The organism is Geodermatophilus siccatus, assembly GCF_900103785.1.
In the GTDB taxonomy this organism is placed as follows: Bacteria; Actinomycetota; Actinomycetes; order Mycobacteriales; family Geodermatophilaceae; genus Geodermatophilus; species Geodermatophilus siccatus.
Genome location: NZ_FNHE01000005.1, coordinates 64,041 through 81,669, shown reverse-complemented (window position 1 = coordinate 81,669; position 17,629 = coordinate 64,041). Strand labels below are relative to the sequence as shown.

The following is a 17,629-nucleotide window of genomic DNA, read 5'->3' as shown; positions in this document are numbered from 1 at the left end:
GCCACGCCGGGACGGAACGGTCCGGCCAGACTGCCGGGCATGGACGTTCTCGTGACGGGAGGGACGGGGCGGCTCGGCCGCCTGGTCGTCGAGCGCCTGCAGGACGGCGGCCACCGCGTGCGGCAGATGTCGCGGCGGGGGACCGGTCCGGGCGGGGTGCGCGGCGACCTGGCGACCGGCCGCGACCTGCCGACGGCGCTGGCCGGTGCGGAGGTCGTCGTGCACGCGGCGAGTGACGCGCGGGGGGACTACTGGGAGGCCGACGTCGCCGGTACGCGGCGACTGGTGCAGTCGGTGGACCGGGACCGGTTGCGGCACCTGGTGTTCGTCTCCATCGTGGGCGTCGACCGCATCCCCTACGGCTACTACCACGCCAAGTACGCCGCCGAGCAGGTGCTGCTGGCGTCGGGGCTGCCGGTGACGCTGCTGCGGATCACCCAGTTCCACGACTTCGTCGACCAGCTGCTGACGACGGCCCGGCGCGGGCCGGTGCTGCCGGTGCCGATGGGCTGGCGGCTGCAGCCGGTGGACGTCGCGGAGGCCGCCGCCCACACCGCGGAGGTGGCGCTCGGGGCGCCGGCCGGGGACGTCGTCGAGTTCGGCGGACCCGAGGAGCTCACCGCGGCGGAGGTCGCGCGGGCGTGGGCGGCGGCGCGGGAGTCGAACGCCCACGTCGTGGCCACCCCGGTGCCGGGCCGGCTCTCCGCGGCGGTCCGTGACGGCGGCGCGCTGCCCACCCGCGGCGCGCGCGGGCGGCGCACCTACGCCGAGCACCTGCGCGGCTGAACGCAGCGGTCCTGCCCGTCTCCGCAACGGGGAGGACAGCGTCCGGGAAGCGCCAGCGCAGCGTCGTGGGCGGTGCCTAGGGTCGCTGCGTGCCCCGTCGCGTCCCCGTCCCCGTGCTCGCCGCCGTCGCCGCCACCGTGCTGGCCTGGGCGTCGGCGTTCGTCGGCATCCGCGCCGTGGGGGCCGACCTCTCGCCGGGGGCGCTGGCGCTGGGCCGGCTGCTGGTCGGCACCGCGGTGCTCGGCCTGCTCCTCCTCGCGGTCGGGCGGCCGTGGGTGGCGCCCACCCGGCGGGAGTGGGGCCTGCTCGCGGTCTGCGGGATCGGCTGGTTCGGCGTGTACAACGTGGCGCTCAACGCGGCCGAGCAGCACCTGGACGCCGGGACGACGGCGATGCTGGTCAACGTCGGGCCGATCCTCATCGCCGTCCTCGCCGGGCTGTGGCTGGGCGAGGGCTTCCCGCGGTGGCTGGTCACCGGCCTGGCGGTGGCCTTCGCCGGCGTGCTGCTCATCGGCCTGGCCACCCGAGGCGCCGAGGCCGACGTGCTCGGCGTGGTGCTCTGCCTGGTCGCCGCGGTCACCTACGCCGCGGGGGTCGTCGCGCAGAAGCCGGTGCTGCGCCGGCTGCCCCCGTTGCAGGTCACGGCCACGGCCTGCGCGGTCGGGGCGCTGTGCTGCCTGCCCTGGGCCGGGTCGCTGGTCGCGGAGCTGGGCGCGGCCTCGCCCGGGTCGGTGGCCGGGCTGGTGTACCTCGGCGCGGTGCCGACCGCGCTGGCCTTCAGCACCTGGGCCTACGCGCTGGCGCGCACCGACGCCGGGCGGCTGGGCGTCACCACCTACCTCGTGCCGCCGCTGGTGGTGCTGATGGGCTGGCTGCTGCTCGACGAGGTGCCGCCGCCCCTGGCCGTGGCCGGCGGCGCGGTCTGCCTGGCCGGCGTGGCGCTGTCCCGCCGGCGCGCGGCGGTGCGGCGGCCCGACCCGGAGGTGCAGCGGGCCGCCGCGAGCGCCTGAGCTCAGCCGGCCGGGCGGGACGGGACGACGAGCACCGGCCGGTGCGCGCAGTGCAGCAGCGCGCGGGTGACGTGGCCGACCAGGGTGTCGCGGGCGCCCCCGCGGCCGCGGCTGCCCACGACGACCACCGCTGCGCGGCGGCGGGCGGCCTCGTCGGCCAGGGTCGCCGCGGTGGCCCGCGGCCGGCCGGCCCGCCCGGAGCAGCGGACGGTGACCAGTTCGGTGCCCTCGACGGGGGACGGGGCAGGGGAGCCCACGGACTCCTCGACGGTGACCATCAGCCGCTTCCGGTGCGGGAACAGCGTGGTGGCCGCGGTGAGCGCCCGCTGCGCGTGCTCCGAGGCGTCGTTGCCGACGACGACCGGCCCGGACTCCACCGCCGCCCACTCGACCGTGGTCAGCGGGTGCGGCACGACGAGCACCGGCACCGGGCTGACGTGCACCACCAGCTCCGAGACGCTCCCCATCGAGGCGCGCATGCCGCTCATCCCGCGCGAGCCCACGACCATCAGGTCGGCGTCGAGCTCCTCGGCGGTGCGGGCGAACGCGTAACCGTCGCCGCCGAAGGTGCGCTTGACCAGCGGCTCGGCGTCCCAGCCCGCGGCCTTGGCGAGCTTCACGCCGGTTCCGGCCAGCCGCTCGGCCTCGGCCCTGCCCTCGTTCTCCACCAGCAGGCCCAGCGCCTCGGCGTTGGCGGCGCGCTCCATGACGCGGTGCCGCAGCTCGGGCGAGGTGAACGGCGGCTCCCAGAGGTTGAGGATCGAGGCGGTGGCCGAGGGCAGCAGTGCCGCGGCCGCCTCGATCGCGTTCACCGCGCTGGGCGAACCGTCGTAGCCGACCAGGACACGCGGGCGCCGGACACCGGTGTCGGGTGCGCTCATGGCGGGCATCGTCCCCCGGACGGGCCGGTCCCGGGAAGGTCCCGGGACCGTCGACCTGGCGCCGTCCATGGGCTAGGCAGGAGAGTCCCGGGGTGTCGTCGTCCCGGGCGGGGAGGAGTCGGGATGGACGAGCAGCAGTGGACGGCGGTGGTGGCCGCCGCCACCCGGGCACCGTCGATCCACAACACCCAGCCGTGGCGGTTCACCGCCTCCGACGACCGCCTCGAGCTGCACCGGGACCAGGAGCGGGCGCTGCCGGTGCTGGACCGGACCGGCCGGCAGCAGGTGATCAGCTGCGGCGTGGCCGCCGAGTTCGCCGCCGTCGCGCTGCGGGCGGCCGGCGTCGAGGCGGAGGTCGAGCTGCTGCCGACAGCGGAGGACCCCGACCACCTCGCCACCGTGCGCGCCGGGGCACCGCGCGAGGTCGCGCCCGCCGACGCCGCCCTGGCGGAGGCGATCGGCCGGCGGCACACCGAGCGGGCGCCGTTCCTGCCGCGCGCCGTCCCCGAGGGCGTGCTGGAGCGGATGCAGGCCGACGCCGGGCTGCTGGGTGTCTGGGTCAAGACGGTCACCGGCTCCGACGAGGAGCTCGCCACCGCCTTCCTGGTCTCCCGCGCCGAGGAGCTCGAGCGCAGCGACCCCGAGTACCTCGCCGAACTCGAGCGGTGGCTGCGCACCGACCCGGCGGCGGTGGACGGCATCCCGGTCGGCGCGGTCCCGGAGGAGGACCCGGCGACGCGGCCGTCGAACTGGCTGGTCCGCGACTTCGTCGCCGGCAGCCGCGCCCCGCACGACTTCCTGCCGGCCGGTGACCCCGCGGCGCCCCCGCCGGAGGTGGAGCGGCCGACCGTCGTCCTGCTGGGGACCGACGGCGACGACCGGACGGCGTGGCTGCTGGCCGGCCGGGCGCTGGGCCGGCTGCTGCTCGCGGCGACGGTGGAGGGGCTGGCCACCTCGCCGCTGACCCAGGCGCTGGACTGGCCGGCCACCCGCACCCGGATGCGCGCCCGGCTCTCGCTGGTCGGCTACCCGCAGATGCTGCTGCGGATGGGCTACCCGTCGACCACCGACGGCCCCGTGTCGGGACGGCGTCCGGTCAGCGAGGTGCTCCGGTTCCAGCCGACCGGGTGAGACGGGTTCAGTTGCGGCGCCGGGAGGCCGCCCAGGGGTCCTCGGGGTCGAAGTCGTCGTCGGGCTCGGTGTCGGTCTGCGCCCGGGCTGGCTCGGGGCGGGCGGTCGCGGCCTCCAGGGCGGCGTCGCGCTCGCGGGCCCGCTCGGCGCGCTCGGCCCGCTCCTGGGAGCGCAGCTCGCGGCGTGAGGGGCGCGGGTCGACCTGCGGGCGCCGGCTGAGCGCCCACAGCGCGCCGCCGGCCAGCGCGAGCCCGATCGGGATGGGGTAGGCCGAGGCCCGCTCGGTGCCGCCCTCGCCGAGGAACGTGGTGATGCCGAGGGCGAAGAAGACCGTCATCGCGCTGCTCAGCAGGCCCAGCAGCGCCAGCGCCGTCCCCAGGGCCTCCGAGCGCGGCCGGACGGCGTACGCCAGCGCCAGCAGCCCCAGCCCGCCGCCGACGAAGTGCAGCCCGGCACCGGCCTGGTGCAGGTCGTCCTGGCTGCCGAGCGGGAAGAGCCCGACGAGGACGACGCCGACGGCGGCCGCGGTCAGGAAGGCGGGGACCATCCGGCCGCCGAGGCCGGCCAGCGCGGGGCGCAGCAGGACCGTGCCGACGGCGATCAGCAGGCCCTGCAGGACGAACGAGGCGTTCATCAGCAGCGGCGCCGCGGAGTCCGACGTCCCCAGGGCACTGATGACGTCGTCGGCGCGACTGTACGAGCCGCCGGTCTGCAGCTGGACGACGGTCTCGACGACGAAGAACTGCAGGGTCAGCAGCCAGGCGATCGCGCCCCAGCGGTACCGGGTGGGAGTCACACCGGCCATGGTCCCAGCGCGGCGTCCGGGTGCGGGGGCAGGTGGGCGAGGACGGCGGCGTACTGCTGCGGGGACAGCCACGACGGGTTGCTGCCGGCCGGCATCCGCAGCACCTCGGCGTCGCGGGCGACCGGGTCGGCCAGCAGGTCGGCGCGGGCGACGGGCGAGGGCAGCCGGGTCAGCCGGACCGGGAGGACCGGTCCGCCGTCGCGCTCCTCGGCCCCGCCGGTCACCTCGCCGAGCGCGTGCACGCCGGGGTCGGTCCGGCCGCTGACCCACAGCAGGCACGGCTGGCCCGGGTGCACGAGGTCCAGCCGGTAGGAGCGCCGGACGCAACGGGTCAGCCCCAGCACCGTGCCCTCCCGCCAGCCGGGGTCGATCAGCTCCGGCGGGCGGGTGGACTTCAGCACCCAGCAGGCGACGTCCCCCGGCCCCAGGCGGCTCACCCGCACCTCCTCCGGACCGGTGACGGCTCAGCGCCGGACGGGGACGGCACGTGGCCGCGGTGGGTCCGGCGTGGGGGCCGGAGGCCTCCCGCCGGGGACACGGGCAGCGGCTCAGCGCCGGACGGGGACGGCACGTGGCCGCGGTGCGGTCCGGAGGACCGCGGTGTCATCGGTCAGTCGGTCGCGGAGTGGACGTCGGCGCCCGCGGGGTCGGCGTCGTCGGCGTCCACCATCTGCCGCTCGTGCTCGGTCCGGTGCTGCAGCTCGTCGTCGGAGCGGGTGTAGCCCCCGGCGTGCTGCTGCCGGTCGCGCGGGGCCGACTCCGTCGTCTCCATGACGTCGTCGAGGTTGGGACGGTCGGGCTCGCTCACGGGTCTCTCTCCTCCGCGTCGGGGGGCGGTGCGTCGGGAGAGGCCATAGCCACCCGGGGGCGGCGGTAACCCGTGATCAGCGTTGCTCGAGGAGAGCGGCGGGCACCCACGCCTCGACGAGCACGGTGCCCTGCGGCCCCGCGACGGCGTAGGTGACCCGGCCGGACCAGCCGTCCTCGCCCTGTCGCCACTCCACGAGCAGCCCCGGCCACACACCGGGGGCGCCGGGCGGGTCGTGCACCCAGCAGTGCCGGCCGCGCGCACGGTCGGGCCGGCTCGTCGAGGCCGGCGGCGGGGGCGGTGCCGGGGGCTCGGGCGGACCGAGGCCCGAGCGCGCCGCGCGCTCGCCGAGGGAGCGACCGGACCGCCCGGGGTGCATGCCGCCAGCCACGCGGAGAGTGTCGCACGAGGTCGAACGCCTGTTCGATCCCAGCGTCGGGTGGCGGAGGACGGTGACCAGGGGAGGCGGGGTCCGCACCGCGCACCACGGGTCACCGGGGAGGTCACCGACGGTCACGCGCATCCGCAGTGGGCGTGTCATCGGTCGGACACCTACCGTGACTGCAGCGTCCACGTGGCGCTGCCAGCGTCCGGTCGTCCTCGTCGTCCACCGGAGGTCCCCGTGCAGCCACCGACCCGTCCCGGCCGCGGCGCCGTCCGTGCCGCCGTCGGCATCTCCGTCGTCGCCCTCGCGGTCGCCGGCCTGCCGATCCTCGCGTCGGCCGCGCCCGCCGTGCCGCCCCGGCAGCAGCCGGCCGACGTCTGCGCGGCCCCGGTGACGCACCCGATCGGTGCGGTGCAGGGCAGCGGCGCGGCCACGCCGCTGGCCGGGCGGACGGTCACGGTCCGCGGCACGGTCGTGGCCGACCTGCAGGGTCCCGACGGCCTCGAGGGCTTCCACCTGCAGGACGCCGGCGACGGCGACCCGGCCACGTCGGACGGCGTCTTCGTGCTCAGCACCGTCCCGGTCGCGCTCGGCGACGAGGTCGCGGTCACCGGCGTGCCCGGCGAGTCGTTCGGCCAGACCCGGGTCACCGCGCGCACCGCCGTCGCCGTCTGCACCGGCGACCTGCTGCCCGAGCCCGCACCGGCGGCCCTCGACCTGCCCGCCGACGACGCCGCCCGCGAGCGGCTCGAGGGCGTGCTCGTGCGGCCGGCCGACGCGTTGACCGTCAGCGAGGTCTTCGCGCTCACCCGCTACGGCGAGCTGACCCTCTCCGAGGGCGGCGTGCTGGTGCAGCCCACCGAGGTCGCCCGGCCGGGCACCCCGGAGGCCGCCGCGGTCGTCGCCGGCAACGCCGCGCGCAGGGTCCTGCTCGACGACGGCCGGGACGACTCGCGGTCCCTCACGGACCGGCCGTACCTGTCCCCGGACAGCCCGGTGCGCGTCGGCGACGTCCTGGAGCTCACCGAGCCCCTCGTCCTCGGCTTCGGTTTCGGCCAGTGGCGGCTGCAGCCGGCCGACGGCACCGCGGACGGCGTCCTCGCGCCGCAGGACACCCGCACCGCAGCCCCAGATCCGGTCGGCGGCGACGTCCGGCTGGCGACGTTCAACGTGCTCAACTACTTCCTCACCCTCGGCGGCGCGGGCCGCGGCGCCGACAGCCCCGCGGAGTTCGAGGAGCAGGCCGGCAAGATCGTCCCGGCGATCCGGGCGCTGGGCGCCGACGTCGTCACGCTGCTGGAGATCGAGGACACCGACACCACGGGGCTGACCCCCGGCAACGCCGACACCGCGCTGGCCGACCTCGTGCGGCGGCTGGACGAGGCCGCGGGCGCCGAGGTGTGGGCCTACGTGCCGCTGCCGCAGGAGCTGTACGGGGTGCGGCGCGACGCCATCCGCAACGGGATCGTCTACCGCGCCGACCGGGTCCAGCCGGTCGGGGACCCGGTCGGCCTGGTCGACGAGGCCGTGTGGGGCAACGCCCGCGAGCCGCAGGCGCAGACGTTCGCCGCGGACGGCGACGCCTTCACCGTGGTGGCCAACCACTTCAAGTCCAAGACGCCCGGCAACGCCACCGGCGACAACGTCGACGACGGCGACGGGCAGGGCGAGTGGAACGGCGACCGCGTCCGGCAGGCGCGGTCGGTCGCGGCCTTCGCCGCCGGGCTGGCGCAGCGCACCGGCGACCAGGACGTCGTCCTGATGGGCGACCTCAACGCCCACAGCCGGGAGGACCCGGTCGAGGAGCTGCGGGCCGCCGGCTGGACCGACCTCGGCGAGCGGTTCGACCCCGGCCGGTACAGCTACGTCTTCGGCGGGCTGTCCGGCTCGCTGGACCACGCGCTGGGCACCGCCGCCCTGACCGCCAAGGTCACCGACGTCGTGCACTGGAACGTCAACTCGGTGGAGTCCCCGGCCTACCAGTACGACGGCGACCCGGCGCTCTACGCCGCCGACCCGTACCGCTCCAGCGACCACGACCCGCTCGTCGTCGGGATCGACCTCGACGAGCGCTGTCCGCGCCTGGTCCCGACCGCCACCGGCACCGAGGGGGACGACGTCCAGCGCGGCGGCGACGGCGACGACGTCCTCGAGGACGGGCACGGCAGCGGCACCCGCGAGCAGGAGGGCCCGGAGTCCTGAGTCGAGCCCCGGACGCGTCGGGCGCGGCCCCCGGACCGGGGACCGCGCCGGACGCGGACCCGGATCAGGCGCCCTCGCGGGCCTCCCCGCCGGGCTGCTCGCCGAGGGCGTCCTCCTCCGGGTCGCTGGTGCGGCCGACCCCCTCGGCCAGCGTCCGGGCCACCTCCTGCAGCAGCCGGTGCGCGGGCAGGTCCTCCACCAGCACCGGCAGCGGCAGCGACCAGTTGGGCCGGTCGGTGGTGCCGGGCATGTTCGGCCGGCGCCGCTCGCCGACGGCGTCGTCCAGGGTCGCCGAGAGCAGCAGCGACGGCGCCCGGGAGAGCAGCTCGTGTGCCCGCTTCACCGCCGTCTCGGCCCGGGCGTTCCTCCGCAGGCCCGGCAGCTTCTCCAGCAGCGACGTCCGGCCCCGCTCGAGCTCCTCGTCGGTCCCGGTGCCGTACTCGCGCTGCTCCTCGAGGTCCGCCCCGGTCCACAGCCCGGCCACGGTGGGCAGGTCGTGGGTGGTGATGGCGGCCATCGCCTCGTCGGGCCACTCGGCGGGGTCGTCGTCCTCGAACCACAGCAGCCGGTAGCTCAGGATGCCGTGCTCGGCCATGGCCTCGCGGACGCCTTCCTCGACGGTGCCGAGGTCCTCGCCGACGACGACGGCCTGCGCCCGGTGGCTCTCCAGCGCGACGATGTCGAGCAGGTCCTCGGCCGGGTAGCGCACGTAGGCGCCGTCCGCGGCGCTCTGGCCGGAGGGCACCCACCACAGCCGGAACAGCCCCATCACGTGGTCGATGCGCAGGCCCCCGGCGCCGGCCATGGTGGCCCGGATCGACTCGACGAACGGCTCGTAGTCCGCGGCGCGCAGCTGCCAGGGGACCAGCGGCGGGGAGCCCCAGTCCTGGCCCTGCGAGTTGAAGGCGTCCGGCGGGGCGCCGACGGTCGCGCCCTGGGCGAGCACGTCCTGCCAGGTCCAGGCGTCCGCACCGCCGCCGGCGACGCCGATCGGCAGGTCCTGGATGACCGTCATCCCCTCGGTCGCCCGCTCCAGCTGCAGGTGCAGGCACCACTGCAGCCAGGCGTGGAAGGCGACGTCGCGCTCGTGCTCGGCGACGAACTGACCGACGGCGTCGCTGCGCGGGTCCCGCAGCTCCGCGGGCCAGGTGTGCCAGTCCGGGCCGTGGACGTCGGCCAGCGCGCACCAGGTCGCCCAGTCCTGCAGCTTCTGGCCCTGGTGCCACCACCAGTCCGGGAAGGCCGGGTCGACGCGGCCGGCGGCGTCGAAGACCCGGTGCAGCACCTCGCGCTTGCGCGCCCAGATCGCGTCGCGGTCGATGAGCTCGCCGTCGCCCAGTGCCCGACCGGCCGCGCCGTCGAGGTCGACGGCGTCCGCGCCGGGCACCTCCTCGACCCGCAGGTAGACCGGGTTGCGGAACCGGCGGGTGGCCGGCAGGTAGGGGCTGGCCTCCTGTTGCGGCGTGGGGGCGACGGCGTGCAGCGGGTTGATGAGGACGAACCCGGCGCCCTGGTCCGCGGCCATCTCGCGGACGGCGCGCAGGTCGGCGAGGTCGCCGATGCCCCAGCTGCCGCGGCTGCGGGTGGCGTACAGCTGCACCGCCCAGCCCCAGGCGCGGTCGTCGGGCAGCCAGCAGCGGCCCGGGGAGACGACGAGCCTGCGGCGCGGCCCGCCGGGAGCCTGCAGCCAGTGGTAGCCGAGCGGGAAGTCGTCGGGCAGCTCCCCGTCGACGTGCCGGGCGGAGCCGTCCTCGAGGGTCACCTCGGCCTCGTCCACCTCCAGGACGTCGCCGGGGCGGGCGACGATGGGAGCGCGGTCCTCGAGGTCCGCCGGCGGGGTGCCGATGACCTCGCGCAGCCGCTCGATGGTGGCCTCGGCGACCTGGTGTTCCTCGTCGAGGGCGTCGAGCCAGCCGGCGTCGATGCCCCACTCGTCGGTGGTGGGAGTGCGCGTCACGCCCCGATACTCCCCAGCCCGCCCGCCGCCCACACGGCACACCGGGCGTGGTGCCGCTCTCCCCGTCCCCCTCCGACGGCGTCGCGTGACGACGGTCACAGGTTCATGACGGTTCGCCGCTCCGGATGACATGCGGGCGACCGGCACACCAGGCTCCGGGGCGACGGCGCCACCCGCCGCCGGCCCGAGCGCACCCCGTGGAGGCACGCATGAGATCCCGCCGGTCGTCCCTGCCCGTCCTCGCGGCGGCTTCCGCCGTCCTGCTCACCGCCTGCGTGGCCGAACGCGACGAGGAGGAGGGAGCCGCCGCCCAGGACTACCCGGCCGACGACATCACGCTCTACGTGCCGTACGCGCCGGGCGGCCCCACCGACCTGGCGGCACGCACCGTCGGCGACTGCCTGGCCGCGGACTTCGGCCGGACCGTGGTCGTCGAGAACCGGGAGGGCGCCTCCGGGTCGCTCGGGATGCAGGCGATGATCCAGGGCGGTGCCGACGGCTACAGCCTGTCGTTGATCGCGGTGCCGGCCTCGGCGACCAACCCGCTGCAGGAGGAGGTCGGCTACACCAACGACGACTACGTGCCGATCGCCGCGGTCACCGAGATCCCCTCGGTGCTGGCCGTGGGGCAGGGGTCGCGGTTCGCCGACGCCCGGGCGCTGTTGGCCGAGGCCGAGCAGAACCCGGGCCGGGTGACCGTCGGGGTGCCCGGCGCGACGACGTCCCAGGCGATGGAGCTGCGGCGGCTGGCCGAGGAGTACGGCGTCGAGCTGTCCCTCGTCCCGTTCACCGGCAACGCCGAGATGACCACCGCGCTGCTCGGCGGGAACGTCGACGCGGTCTTCATCAACGCCTCCCAGGACGTGCTGCAGAACATCGAGGCCGGCAGCTTCGTGCCGCTGGCGATCAGCCCGGAGGAGCGGGTCGACTACCTGCCCGAGGTGCCCACGCTCGCCGAGCTGGGCTACCCCGAGCTCACCAACAGCGTGTCGGTGTTCGGGCTCGCCGCTCCGGCCGGCACGCCCGACGAGGTCCTGCAGACCCTCGAGGACGGCGTCGCCGCCTGCCTGGAGCAGCCGGAGGTGGTCGAGGCCCTGGGGGACCAGTACGTGCCCGACGAGTTCATCGGCCGGGAGGAGTTCCGGGCGCGGATCGACGAGATCGTCGAGGTCTACGGCCCGCTGCTCCAGGAGTAGGCGCGGATGGCGTCCGGGTGCCGGTCAGGGGCCGCCCCTCCCGGGCCCGGGGCTGGGCAGCACCTCCTCGGCGGTGGCGAGGAAGTTCGCCAGCACCGGGGAGGTGTCGCCCCCACGCCAGGCGAGGGCGATCGGCACCCGGACGTCGACGCCACCGGCGATCGGCGTGAAGACGACGCCCTCGATCTGCAGCGTCTCGGCCGACGCGGGCATCAGGGCCACGCCGACCGCGGCGCCCACCAGCGCGACGACGGTGTGCGTGTCCGGCGCCTCCTGGACCACGCGCGGCGTGAAGCCCGCGGAGAAGCAGGCGTGCACCGCGGCGTCCCGCAGCGCCGAGCCCTGCATGGAGACGTAGCTGACGAAGTTCTCGTCGGACAGGTCGGCCAGGTCCACCTCCGGCCGGCCGGCCAGCGGGTGGTCCTGCGGCAGCACGGCCATGAGGGACTCGTTGAGGATGACCCGGCTGGCCAGCGGTCCCGCGGGCACCGGCGCCCGCAGGAAGCCCACGTCGATCTCCCCGTCGATCAGTGCGCTCACCTGGGCGGCGCTGAACACCGACGGCCGCAGCTCCAGCCGCACGTGCGGGTAGCGCCGGCGGTAGGCGCGCGCCATGCGGGGGAGCAGCCGCCAGGTGATCACACCGGTGACCCCCACGCGCAGCTCACCGCGCTCGCCCCGCTCGGTGACCAGCACCGACTCGCGGGCCAGCTCGGCCTCCCGCAGGACGCGGTGGGCGTGCTCGAGGAACACCGCGCCCGCGCTGGTGAGCCGCACCTGCCGGGTCGTCCGCTCGAGCAGCGCCGCGCCGACGTCCTGCTCCAGCTGCTTGACCTGCTGGCTCAGCGCCGGCTGGGCGAGGTGCAGCCTGCGGGCCGCCCGGCCGAAGTGCAGCTCCTCGGCGACGGTGGTGAAGGCCCGCAGGTGGCGGAGTTCCACGGCTCCTCCCCATTGATGCAGACGCGTTATGAACGGCGTCCCGATTCGGAATTGGACCACGAACAATGCCCGCTCGTAGTGTCGGGCGTCACACCCGGCCGCGACCCGACGAGGAACCCATGTCCGCGTCTCCTCCAGCACCGGCGCCCGCGCGACACCCCCGGTCGGCCCGGTCCGAGCTGCGCCGGCTCGCCCCGCTGCTGCTCCTGGCGCTGGGGGTGGGCGCCGTGCTCGTGGGCCGGGACATGGGACTCGGCGAGCTCACCGCGCCCGGCCCCGGTCTCTGGCCGACCATCGTGGCCGGGCTCCTGATCGCCACGTCGGTCGTGCTGCTGTTCCTCGACCCGGCGGAGGACTACGAGCCCTGGACGGCCGGGACGGCGCGCATCGTCGCGGGCCTGGCCGGCCTGGCGCTCTTCATCGTCCTGTTCCAGACGATCGGCTTCGTCGTCTCGGCGTTCCTGCTGCTGTTCGCGTGGCTGCGCTTCCTGGGCGGCGAGTCCTGGCGGATGGCCCTCGTCCTCGCCGTGGCGGGCGCGATCGTCCTCCACCTGGTCTTCGTCGTCGTCCTCGGCGTGCCGTTCCCCGCGGGCCCGGTCGACCAGCTGCTGGGGGGCTGACGTGGGGATCTCCGACGGCATCGTCCAGGGCTTCGCGGTCGCCCTCGACCCGGTCAACCTGCTCTACGTCTTCGCCGGCGTGCTCATCGGCACCGTCATCGGCGTGCTGCCCGGTCTGGGCCCCACCGCCACGATCGCGCTGCTGCTGCCGCTGACCTACACCATCGAGCCGGCGACCGCGGTGATCCTGCTGGCCGGCATCTACTACGGCTCGATGTACGGCGGGACGATCACCTCGGTGCTGCTGCGACTGCCGGGCGAGGCGGCCTCGGTCGTCACCACCTTCGACGGCTACCAGATGGCTCGGCAGGGCCGGGCCGGGCCGGCGCTGGGCATCGCCGCCATCGGCTCGTTCGTCGGCGGGATCCTGTCCGTCCTCGGCCTGATGCTGCTCGCGCCGCCGCTGGCCGACCTGGCGGTCTCCTTCGGCCCGCCGGAGTACGTCGCGCTGACCGCCCTGGGCATCCTGCTGGTCACCTACCTCGGCAGCGGGTCGCCGCTGAAGAGCCTGTCGATGGCGGCGCTGGGCCTGCTGCTGGCCACCGTGGGGCAGGACCCCATCACCGGCACCACCCGGTTCACGTTCGGCTCGGTCGCCCTCTTCGACGGGCTGGACTTCGTCGCGGTGGCCATGGGCCTGTTCGGGGTGGGCGAGATCCTGCACAGCCTCGAACGCACCGACAAGGTGCAGGCGGTCACCCGCAGGATCAGGCACATCTGGCCCACGCGGCAGGACCTCCGGGACTCCTCCGGGGCCATCGCCCGCGGCTCGGTGCTCGGCTTCGTCATCGGGGTGCTGCCCGGCGGCGGAGGGGTGATCTCCTCGCTGGCCTCCTACGCGCTGGAGAAGCGCCGCGCCAAGGACCCCAGCCGCTTCGGCAGGGGCGCCATCGAGGGCGTGGCCGGGCCCGAGACGGCGAACAACGCGTCGTCCACCTCGGCGTTCATCCCGCTGCTGACCCTCGGCATCCCGGCCAACGTGGTGCTGGCGCTCATCTTCGGCGCCCTGCTGATCCAGGGGGTGACCCCGGGACCCCAGCTGATCAGCGAGGAGCCGGAGATCTTCTGGGGCGTGATCGCCTCGATGGTCGTCGGGAACGTGATGCTGCTGGTCCTGAACATCCCGCTGGTCGGGGTCTTCGTGCAGCTGCTCCGGGTGCGGGCCGGCGTCCTCGCCGCCTTCGCGCTGCTGGTGACCATGGCCGGCGTCTTCTCGGTCAACAACGACTCCTTCGACATGTGGGTCGTGCTGGTCTTCGGCGTCATCGGCTGGCTGATGAAGAAGACCGGCTTCGAGCCCGGTCCGCTGGTCCTCGCCTTCGTGCTCGGCTCGATCATGGAGCGGGCGTTCCGGCAGTCGATGCTGCTGTCCGGCGGCAGCCTCGACGTCTTCGTGACCCGCCCCCTGTCCGGCGGCCTGCTGGCCGTCATGGCCGCGGTGGTGGTCCTCAGCCTCGTCATGGCCCGGCGGCGGCGTGCCGCCTTCCGGCACGTCGAACCCGAGGGCGAGGCCGACCTCGGCACGGCACCGACGCCCGGGCGCGACACCCGCCGCACCTCCGACAGCGTCGACACCGACGTCCCGTCCGCCCCTGGAGAACGATGAGACCCCTGCGCCCCCTCGCCGCCCTGCTGGTCACCGCCGCCGCCCTCTCCGGGTGCGCCGAGGACCCCGCGTCCGTCGCCGCCGACTACCCCTCGGAGGACATCCGCCTGCTGGTGCCCTACACCGCCGGCGGCCCGACCGACATCGCGGCGCGGGCGCTCGGCGCACACCTGGAGGGCGAGCTCGGCCGGCCGGTCGTCGTCGAGAACCTGCCCGGGGCGTCCGGCGCCACCGCGTACACCGAGCTCATCGGGTCGCAGCCCGACGGCCACACGCTGTCGATGACGGCCCTGCCCACCGCGGTGCTCAACTACCTGGCCAACGACGTCGGCTACACCCGCGAGGACTTCGCCCCGATCGGCGTGGTCACCCAGGTGCCCTCCGGCATCGTCGTCCCGGCCGGCTCCCCGCACCAGGACCTGGAGTCGCTGTTCGAGGCGGCACGGCAGGACCCCCAGGCCGTCACCGTCGGGACCCCCGGAGCCACCAACACCCACGCGGCGGAGACCCGGCGGATCACCGAGCTCCACGACGTGCCGCTGACCGTCGTGCCCTTCGAGGGCAACGCCGAGGTGCAGACCGCGCTGCTGGGCGGCAACGTCGCCGCCGGCTTCGTGAACCTCTCGCAGGACGTGCTGCCGGCGATCGAGTCCGGTGAGCTGCGGCTGCTGGCCGTCGGCACCGAGGAGCGGCTGCCCTACGCCGACGCGCCGACCTTCGTCGAGCTGGGCTACCCGGAGCTGACCCAGAGCACGGCGACGTTCGGCGTCATCGCGCCCGCGGAGACGCCGGACGAGGTCGTCTCGACGCTCGAGGGCGCTCTGCGCAGCGCGAGCGAGGACGAGGCCGTCGTCGAGGCCCTGGACCCGCGGTACGTGCCGGAGGAGTTCCTGGGCAGCGCGGACCTGGCCGGGCTGTTCACCGAGACGGAGGAGACCTTCCGCGATGTCGTCGGCGGCTGAGGCGACCTGGGCCGGAGCGGGCGGCCCGGCATCGGGGACGGGCGCGGACTCCCTGGTCGCGGGCCTGCGGGACCTCGGCGTGGAGACGGTGTTCGGGTTGCCCGGCGTGCACAACCTCGCCGTCTGGGAGGCCGCCGCCGCCGCGGGCCTCCGGGTGGTGGGGGTCCGGCACGAGCAGGCCGCCGTGTACGCGGCCGACGGGTACGCCCGCGCCACGGGCCGGCTGGGTGTGGCCGTGGTGACCACGGGGCCGGGTGCGGCGAACACGCTCGGCGCCACGGGCGAGGCGATGGCCTCGGGGGCGCCGGTGCTCGTGGTCGCCACGGACATCCCGTCGACACTGCGGCGTCCCGGCGTGTACCGCGGCGTGCTCCACGAGACCCGCGACCAGGCCGCCATGTTCGCCCCGGTCACCAAGGCCACCGTGGCGACGGCGGCGCCCGGGGACCTGTACGCGGACACCGTCCGCGCCGGCTCGGCCGCCCTGCGGCCGGCCACCGGACCGGTCTACCTCGGGGTCCCCACCGACCTCCTCGGCGCACCGGCCGGCAGCCCCGGGCGTGCGCCGGCGCCGCCCGACCCCGAGCAGCCGGTGGACGGCGACCAGCTGGCCCGCGCCCGCGAGCTGCTCGCCCGCGCCTGCCGCCCGCTGGTGTGGGCCGGTGGCGGGGCGCTGCGCTCCGGAGCGGGCGACCTCGTCGGCGAGCTCGCCGAACGCCTGGCCGCGCCGGTGGTCACCACCTTCGGCGGCCGCGGCCTGCTGCCGCCCGACCACCCCTGCCTGGTGCCCGGCCCGCCGCACGTCCCCGCGGTCGGCCGGCTGTGGGACGAGGCCGACCTGGTGGTCTCCCTGGGCAGCGACCTCGACGGGACGAACACCCAGAACTGGGCGATGCCACGCCCGCCGACGCTGCTCGCCGTCAACGTCGACCCCGCCGACGCCGGCAAGAACTACCCGGCCGACGTCACCGTGGCCGGCGACGTGTCCGCCGTGCTCGCCGCCCTGCTCGACGGCCTGCCGCAGCGGGACGGTCTGCCCGCCCTCCGCAGCACCCTGGACGCGGTGGCCGGGGAGGTGCGGGCGCTGGTGCGCGCGGACGAGCCCCAGGCCGAGGGGCTGCTCGACGCCCTCGACCGGGTGTCGGACCGGACCGGGGTGCTGCTCGCGGACATGTGCATCGCCGGCTACTGGGCGGCCGCCTTCGCCCGCGTGCCGGGTCCGCGGCGGCTGGCCTACGCGCTGGGCTGGGGGACCCTCGGCTACGCGTTCCCCGCCGCGATCGGCGCGGCCGCCGCGGGCAGGGGCCGGGCCCTGGCGCTGGTGGGGGACGGCGGCTTCCTGTTCGCCTGCGGGGAGCTGGCCACCCTCGCCCAGGAACGGCTGCCGGTCACGACCGTCCTCGTCGACGACGGCGGCTACGGGATGCTGCGGTTCGACCAGCTGCACTCCGGCGTCCCGGCCCGGGGCGTGGACCTGACCACCCCGGACTTCGTCGCCCTCGCGCGGTCGTTCGGCGTCCCGGCCCGCGCGGTCGACGGCTTCGGCGAGGAGTTCGCCGCCGCACTGGCGGCGAGCCTCGACGCCCAGGGACCGGACGTCCTGGTGGTCCGGGCGGCGCTCACCCCGCCGCCGTCCACCTCGCCGCGCTGGTACCGGCGCCGGCAGGCGGCGCCGTGATCGACAAGCGGGTGGCCACGCTCGCCGAGGCCGTGGCGGACGTCGCCGACGGCGCGACCGTGCTCGTCGGCGGCTTCGGCAACTCCGGCGTCCCGGTGGAGCTGGTGCACGCCCTGCTGGAGCAGGGGGCCCGGGACCTCACGGTGGTGACCAACAACGCCGGCAGCGGGGAGACCGACATCGCGGCGCTGATCCGCGAGCGCCGCGTCCGCCGGATCATCTGCTCCTACCCGCGCTCGGCCGGCTCGGTGTGGTTCGAGCAGTTCTGGCGGGCCGGCGAGATCGAGCTGGAGCTCGTCCCCCAGGGCACCCTCAGCGAGCGGATGCGCGCGGCCGGCGCCGGACTCGGCGGCTTCTTCACACCGACCGGCGCGGACTCGCTGCTCGCGGAGGGCAAGGAGGTCCGGGTCCTCGACGGCCGCCGCCAGGTCTTCGAGCGGCCCCTGCCCGCGGACGTCGCGCTCATCAAGGCGCACCGCGCCGACCGCTGGGGCAACCTCGTCTACCGCACCGCGGCCCGCAACTTCGGTCCGACGATGGCGACGGCGGCCGCGCTGACCGTCGTCCAGGTGCGGGAGTTCGTCGAGCTGGGGGAGCTCGACCCCGAGGCCGTCGTGACGCCCGGCATCTTCGTCGACCGCGTGGTGGAGGTGGCTCCGTGAC

The 17,629-nt window shown here is 75.8% G+C and carries 17 protein-coding genes; 10 read left to right on the top strand and 7 right to left on the bottom strand.

Annotated elements, in window-relative coordinates:
* Positions 1–39: 39 nt before the first annotated feature.
* The gene (locus BLS21_RS11095) at positions 40–786 is read left to right on the top strand and encodes an SDR family oxidoreductase (protein WP_091217852.1); all 747 of its coding nucleotides are present in this window, start codon (positions 40–42) and stop codon (positions 784–786) included.
* Positions 787–875: 89 nt separating this feature from the next.
* Positions 876–1,796 carry a DMT family transporter gene (locus BLS21_RS11090; protein WP_091217849.1) on the top strand — a complete coding sequence of 307 codons (921 nt, stop codon included), beginning with the start codon at positions 876–878 and terminating at the stop codon, positions 1,794–1,796.
* A 2-nt stretch (positions 1,797–1,798) separates the two neighbouring features.
* Here the strand turns inward: BLS21_RS11090 and BLS21_RS11085 are convergent, their stop codons facing one another.
* Positions 1,799–2,677, bottom strand: coding sequence for a universal stress protein (locus BLS21_RS11085; RefSeq protein ID WP_091217846.1), 879 nt, complete (start codon positions 2,675–2,677; stop codon positions 1,799–1,801).
* Positions 2,678–2,800: 123 nt separating this feature from the next.
* Here BLS21_RS11085 and BLS21_RS11080 point away from each other — a divergent pair, with 123 nt between their 5' ends.
* Entirely contained in the window at positions 2,801–3,808 is a 1,008-nt protein-coding gene (locus BLS21_RS11080; protein WP_091217844.1) for an Acg family FMN-binding oxidoreductase, read from the top strand.
* Positions 3,809–3,815: 7 nt separating this feature from the next.
* Here the strand turns inward: BLS21_RS11080 and BLS21_RS11075 are convergent, their stop codons facing one another.
* The 4 genes from BLS21_RS11075 to BLS21_RS11060 form a co-directional block, all read right to left on the bottom strand.
* Positions 3,816–4,613 carry a DUF998 domain-containing protein gene (locus tag BLS21_RS11075; protein ID WP_091217841.1) on the bottom strand — a complete coding sequence of 266 codons (798 nt, stop codon included), beginning with the start codon at positions 4,611–4,613 and terminating at the stop codon, positions 3,816–3,818.
* Positions 4,601–5,050 (bottom strand): hypothetical protein, encoded by a 450-nt coding sequence (locus BLS21_RS11070; protein ID WP_091217838.1) that lies wholly within the window; start codon positions 5,048–5,050, stop codon positions 4,601–4,603. The genes BLS21_RS11075 and BLS21_RS11070 overlap by 13 nt, the downstream gene beginning before the upstream one ends.
* A gap of 173 nt (positions 5,051–5,223) precedes the next feature.
* Positions 5,224–5,421, bottom strand: a complete 198-nt coding sequence (locus BLS21_RS11065) for a hypothetical protein (RefSeq protein WP_091217836.1) — start codon at positions 5,419–5,421, stop codon at positions 5,224–5,226.
* Between the two features lie 76 nt (positions 5,422–5,497).
* On the bottom strand, positions 5,498–5,812 hold the full coding sequence (locus BLS21_RS11060; RefSeq protein ID WP_245700303.1) for a hypothetical protein: 315 nt from the start codon (positions 5,810–5,812) through the stop codon (positions 5,498–5,500).
* Between the two features lie 231 nt (positions 5,813–6,043).
* Between BLS21_RS11060 and BLS21_RS11055 the strand changes: the two genes are divergently transcribed.
* Positions 6,044–8,008, top strand: coding sequence for an ExeM/NucH family extracellular endonuclease (locus tag BLS21_RS11055; protein ID WP_245700301.1), 1,965 nt, complete (start codon positions 6,044–6,046; stop codon positions 8,006–8,008).
* A 64-nt stretch (positions 8,009–8,072) separates the two neighbouring features.
* Here BLS21_RS11055 and malQ read toward each other — a convergent pair whose 3' ends face one another.
* Positions 8,073–9,965: a 4-alpha-glucanotransferase gene (gene malQ / locus BLS21_RS11050; protein WP_245700299.1), complete on the bottom strand. Its 1,893-nt coding sequence runs from the start codon at positions 9,963–9,965 to the stop codon at positions 8,073–8,075.
* A gap of 209 nt (positions 9,966–10,174) precedes the next feature.
* On the opposite strand from malQ, the gene BLS21_RS11045 reads away from it, so the two are divergent.
* Positions 10,175–11,161, top strand: a complete 987-nt coding sequence (locus BLS21_RS11045) for a Bug family tripartite tricarboxylate transporter substrate binding protein (RefSeq protein WP_091217833.1) — start codon at positions 10,175–10,177, stop codon at positions 11,159–11,161.
* A gap of 24 nt (positions 11,162–11,185) precedes the next feature.
* Here the strand turns inward: BLS21_RS11045 and BLS21_RS11040 are convergent, their stop codons facing one another.
* On the bottom strand, positions 11,186–12,100 hold the full coding sequence (locus BLS21_RS11040; protein WP_175479539.1) for a LysR substrate-binding domain-containing protein: 915 nt from the start codon (positions 12,098–12,100) through the stop codon (positions 11,186–11,188).
* 119 nt (positions 12,101–12,219) lie between these two features.
* Between BLS21_RS11040 and BLS21_RS11035 the strand changes: the two genes are divergently transcribed.
* From BLS21_RS11035 to BLS21_RS11015, 5 genes are read left to right on the top strand one after another with little or no spacing between them, the layout of a single operon-like run.
* Positions 12,220–12,720, top strand: coding sequence for a tripartite tricarboxylate transporter TctB family protein (locus tag BLS21_RS11035; RefSeq protein WP_091217828.1), 501 nt, complete (start codon positions 12,220–12,222; stop codon positions 12,718–12,720).
* Between the two features lies 1 nt (position 12,721).
* Positions 12,722–14,326 (top strand): tripartite tricarboxylate transporter permease, encoded by a 1,605-nt coding sequence (locus BLS21_RS11030; RefSeq protein WP_091217824.1) that lies wholly within the window; start codon positions 12,722–12,724, stop codon positions 14,324–14,326.
* The gene (locus BLS21_RS11025; RefSeq protein ID WP_091217820.1) at positions 14,323–15,288 is read left to right on the top strand and encodes a tripartite tricarboxylate transporter substrate binding protein; all 966 of its coding nucleotides are present in this window, start codon (positions 14,323–14,325) and stop codon (positions 15,286–15,288) included. Before BLS21_RS11030 ends, BLS21_RS11025 begins: the two co-directional genes overlap by 4 nt.
* Positions 15,272–16,966, top strand: a complete 1,695-nt coding sequence (locus tag BLS21_RS11020; protein WP_091217817.1) for a thiamine pyrophosphate-binding protein — start codon at positions 15,272–15,274, stop codon at positions 16,964–16,966. The genes BLS21_RS11025 and BLS21_RS11020 overlap by 17 nt, the downstream gene beginning before the upstream one ends.
* On the top strand, positions 16,963–17,628 hold the full coding sequence (locus BLS21_RS11015) for a 3-oxoacid CoA-transferase subunit A (protein ID WP_091217815.1): 666 nt from the start codon (positions 16,963–16,965) through the stop codon (positions 17,626–17,628). Before BLS21_RS11020 ends, BLS21_RS11015 begins: the two co-directional genes overlap by 4 nt.
* Position 17,629: the final 1 nt, after the last annotated feature.

Bases quoted from the DNA above. Each gene is read 5' to 3' on its own strand.
- BLS21_RS11095 (WP_091217852.1), top strand. From the start codon at position 40: ATGGACGTTCTCGTGACGGGAGGGACGGGGCGGCTCGGCCGCCTGGTC.
- BLS21_RS11085 (WP_091217846.1), bottom strand. From the start codon at position 2,677: ATGAGCGCACCCGACACCGGTGTCCGGCGCCCGCGTGTCCTGGTCGGC.
- BLS21_RS11080 (WP_091217844.1), top strand. From the start codon at position 2,801: ATGGACGAGCAGCAGTGGACGGCGGTGGTGGCCGCCGCCACCCGGGCA.
- BLS21_RS11075 (WP_091217841.1), bottom strand. From the start codon at position 4,613: ATGGCCGGTGTGACTCCCACCCGGTACCGCTGGGGCGCGATCGCCTGG.
- BLS21_RS11045 (WP_091217833.1), top strand. From the start codon at position 10,175: ATGAGATCCCGCCGGTCGTCCCTGCCCGTCCTCGCGGCGGCTTCCGCC.
- BLS21_RS11035 (WP_091217828.1), top strand. From the start codon at position 12,220: ATGTCCGCGTCTCCTCCAGCACCGGCGCCCGCGCGACACCCCCGGTCG.
- BLS21_RS11025 (WP_091217820.1), top strand. From the start codon at position 14,323: ATGAGACCCCTGCGCCCCCTCGCCGCCCTGCTGGTCACCGCCGCCGCC.
- BLS21_RS11020 (WP_091217817.1), top strand. From the start codon at position 15,272: ATGTCGTCGGCGGCTGAGGCGACCTGGGCCGGAGCGGGCGGCCCGGCA.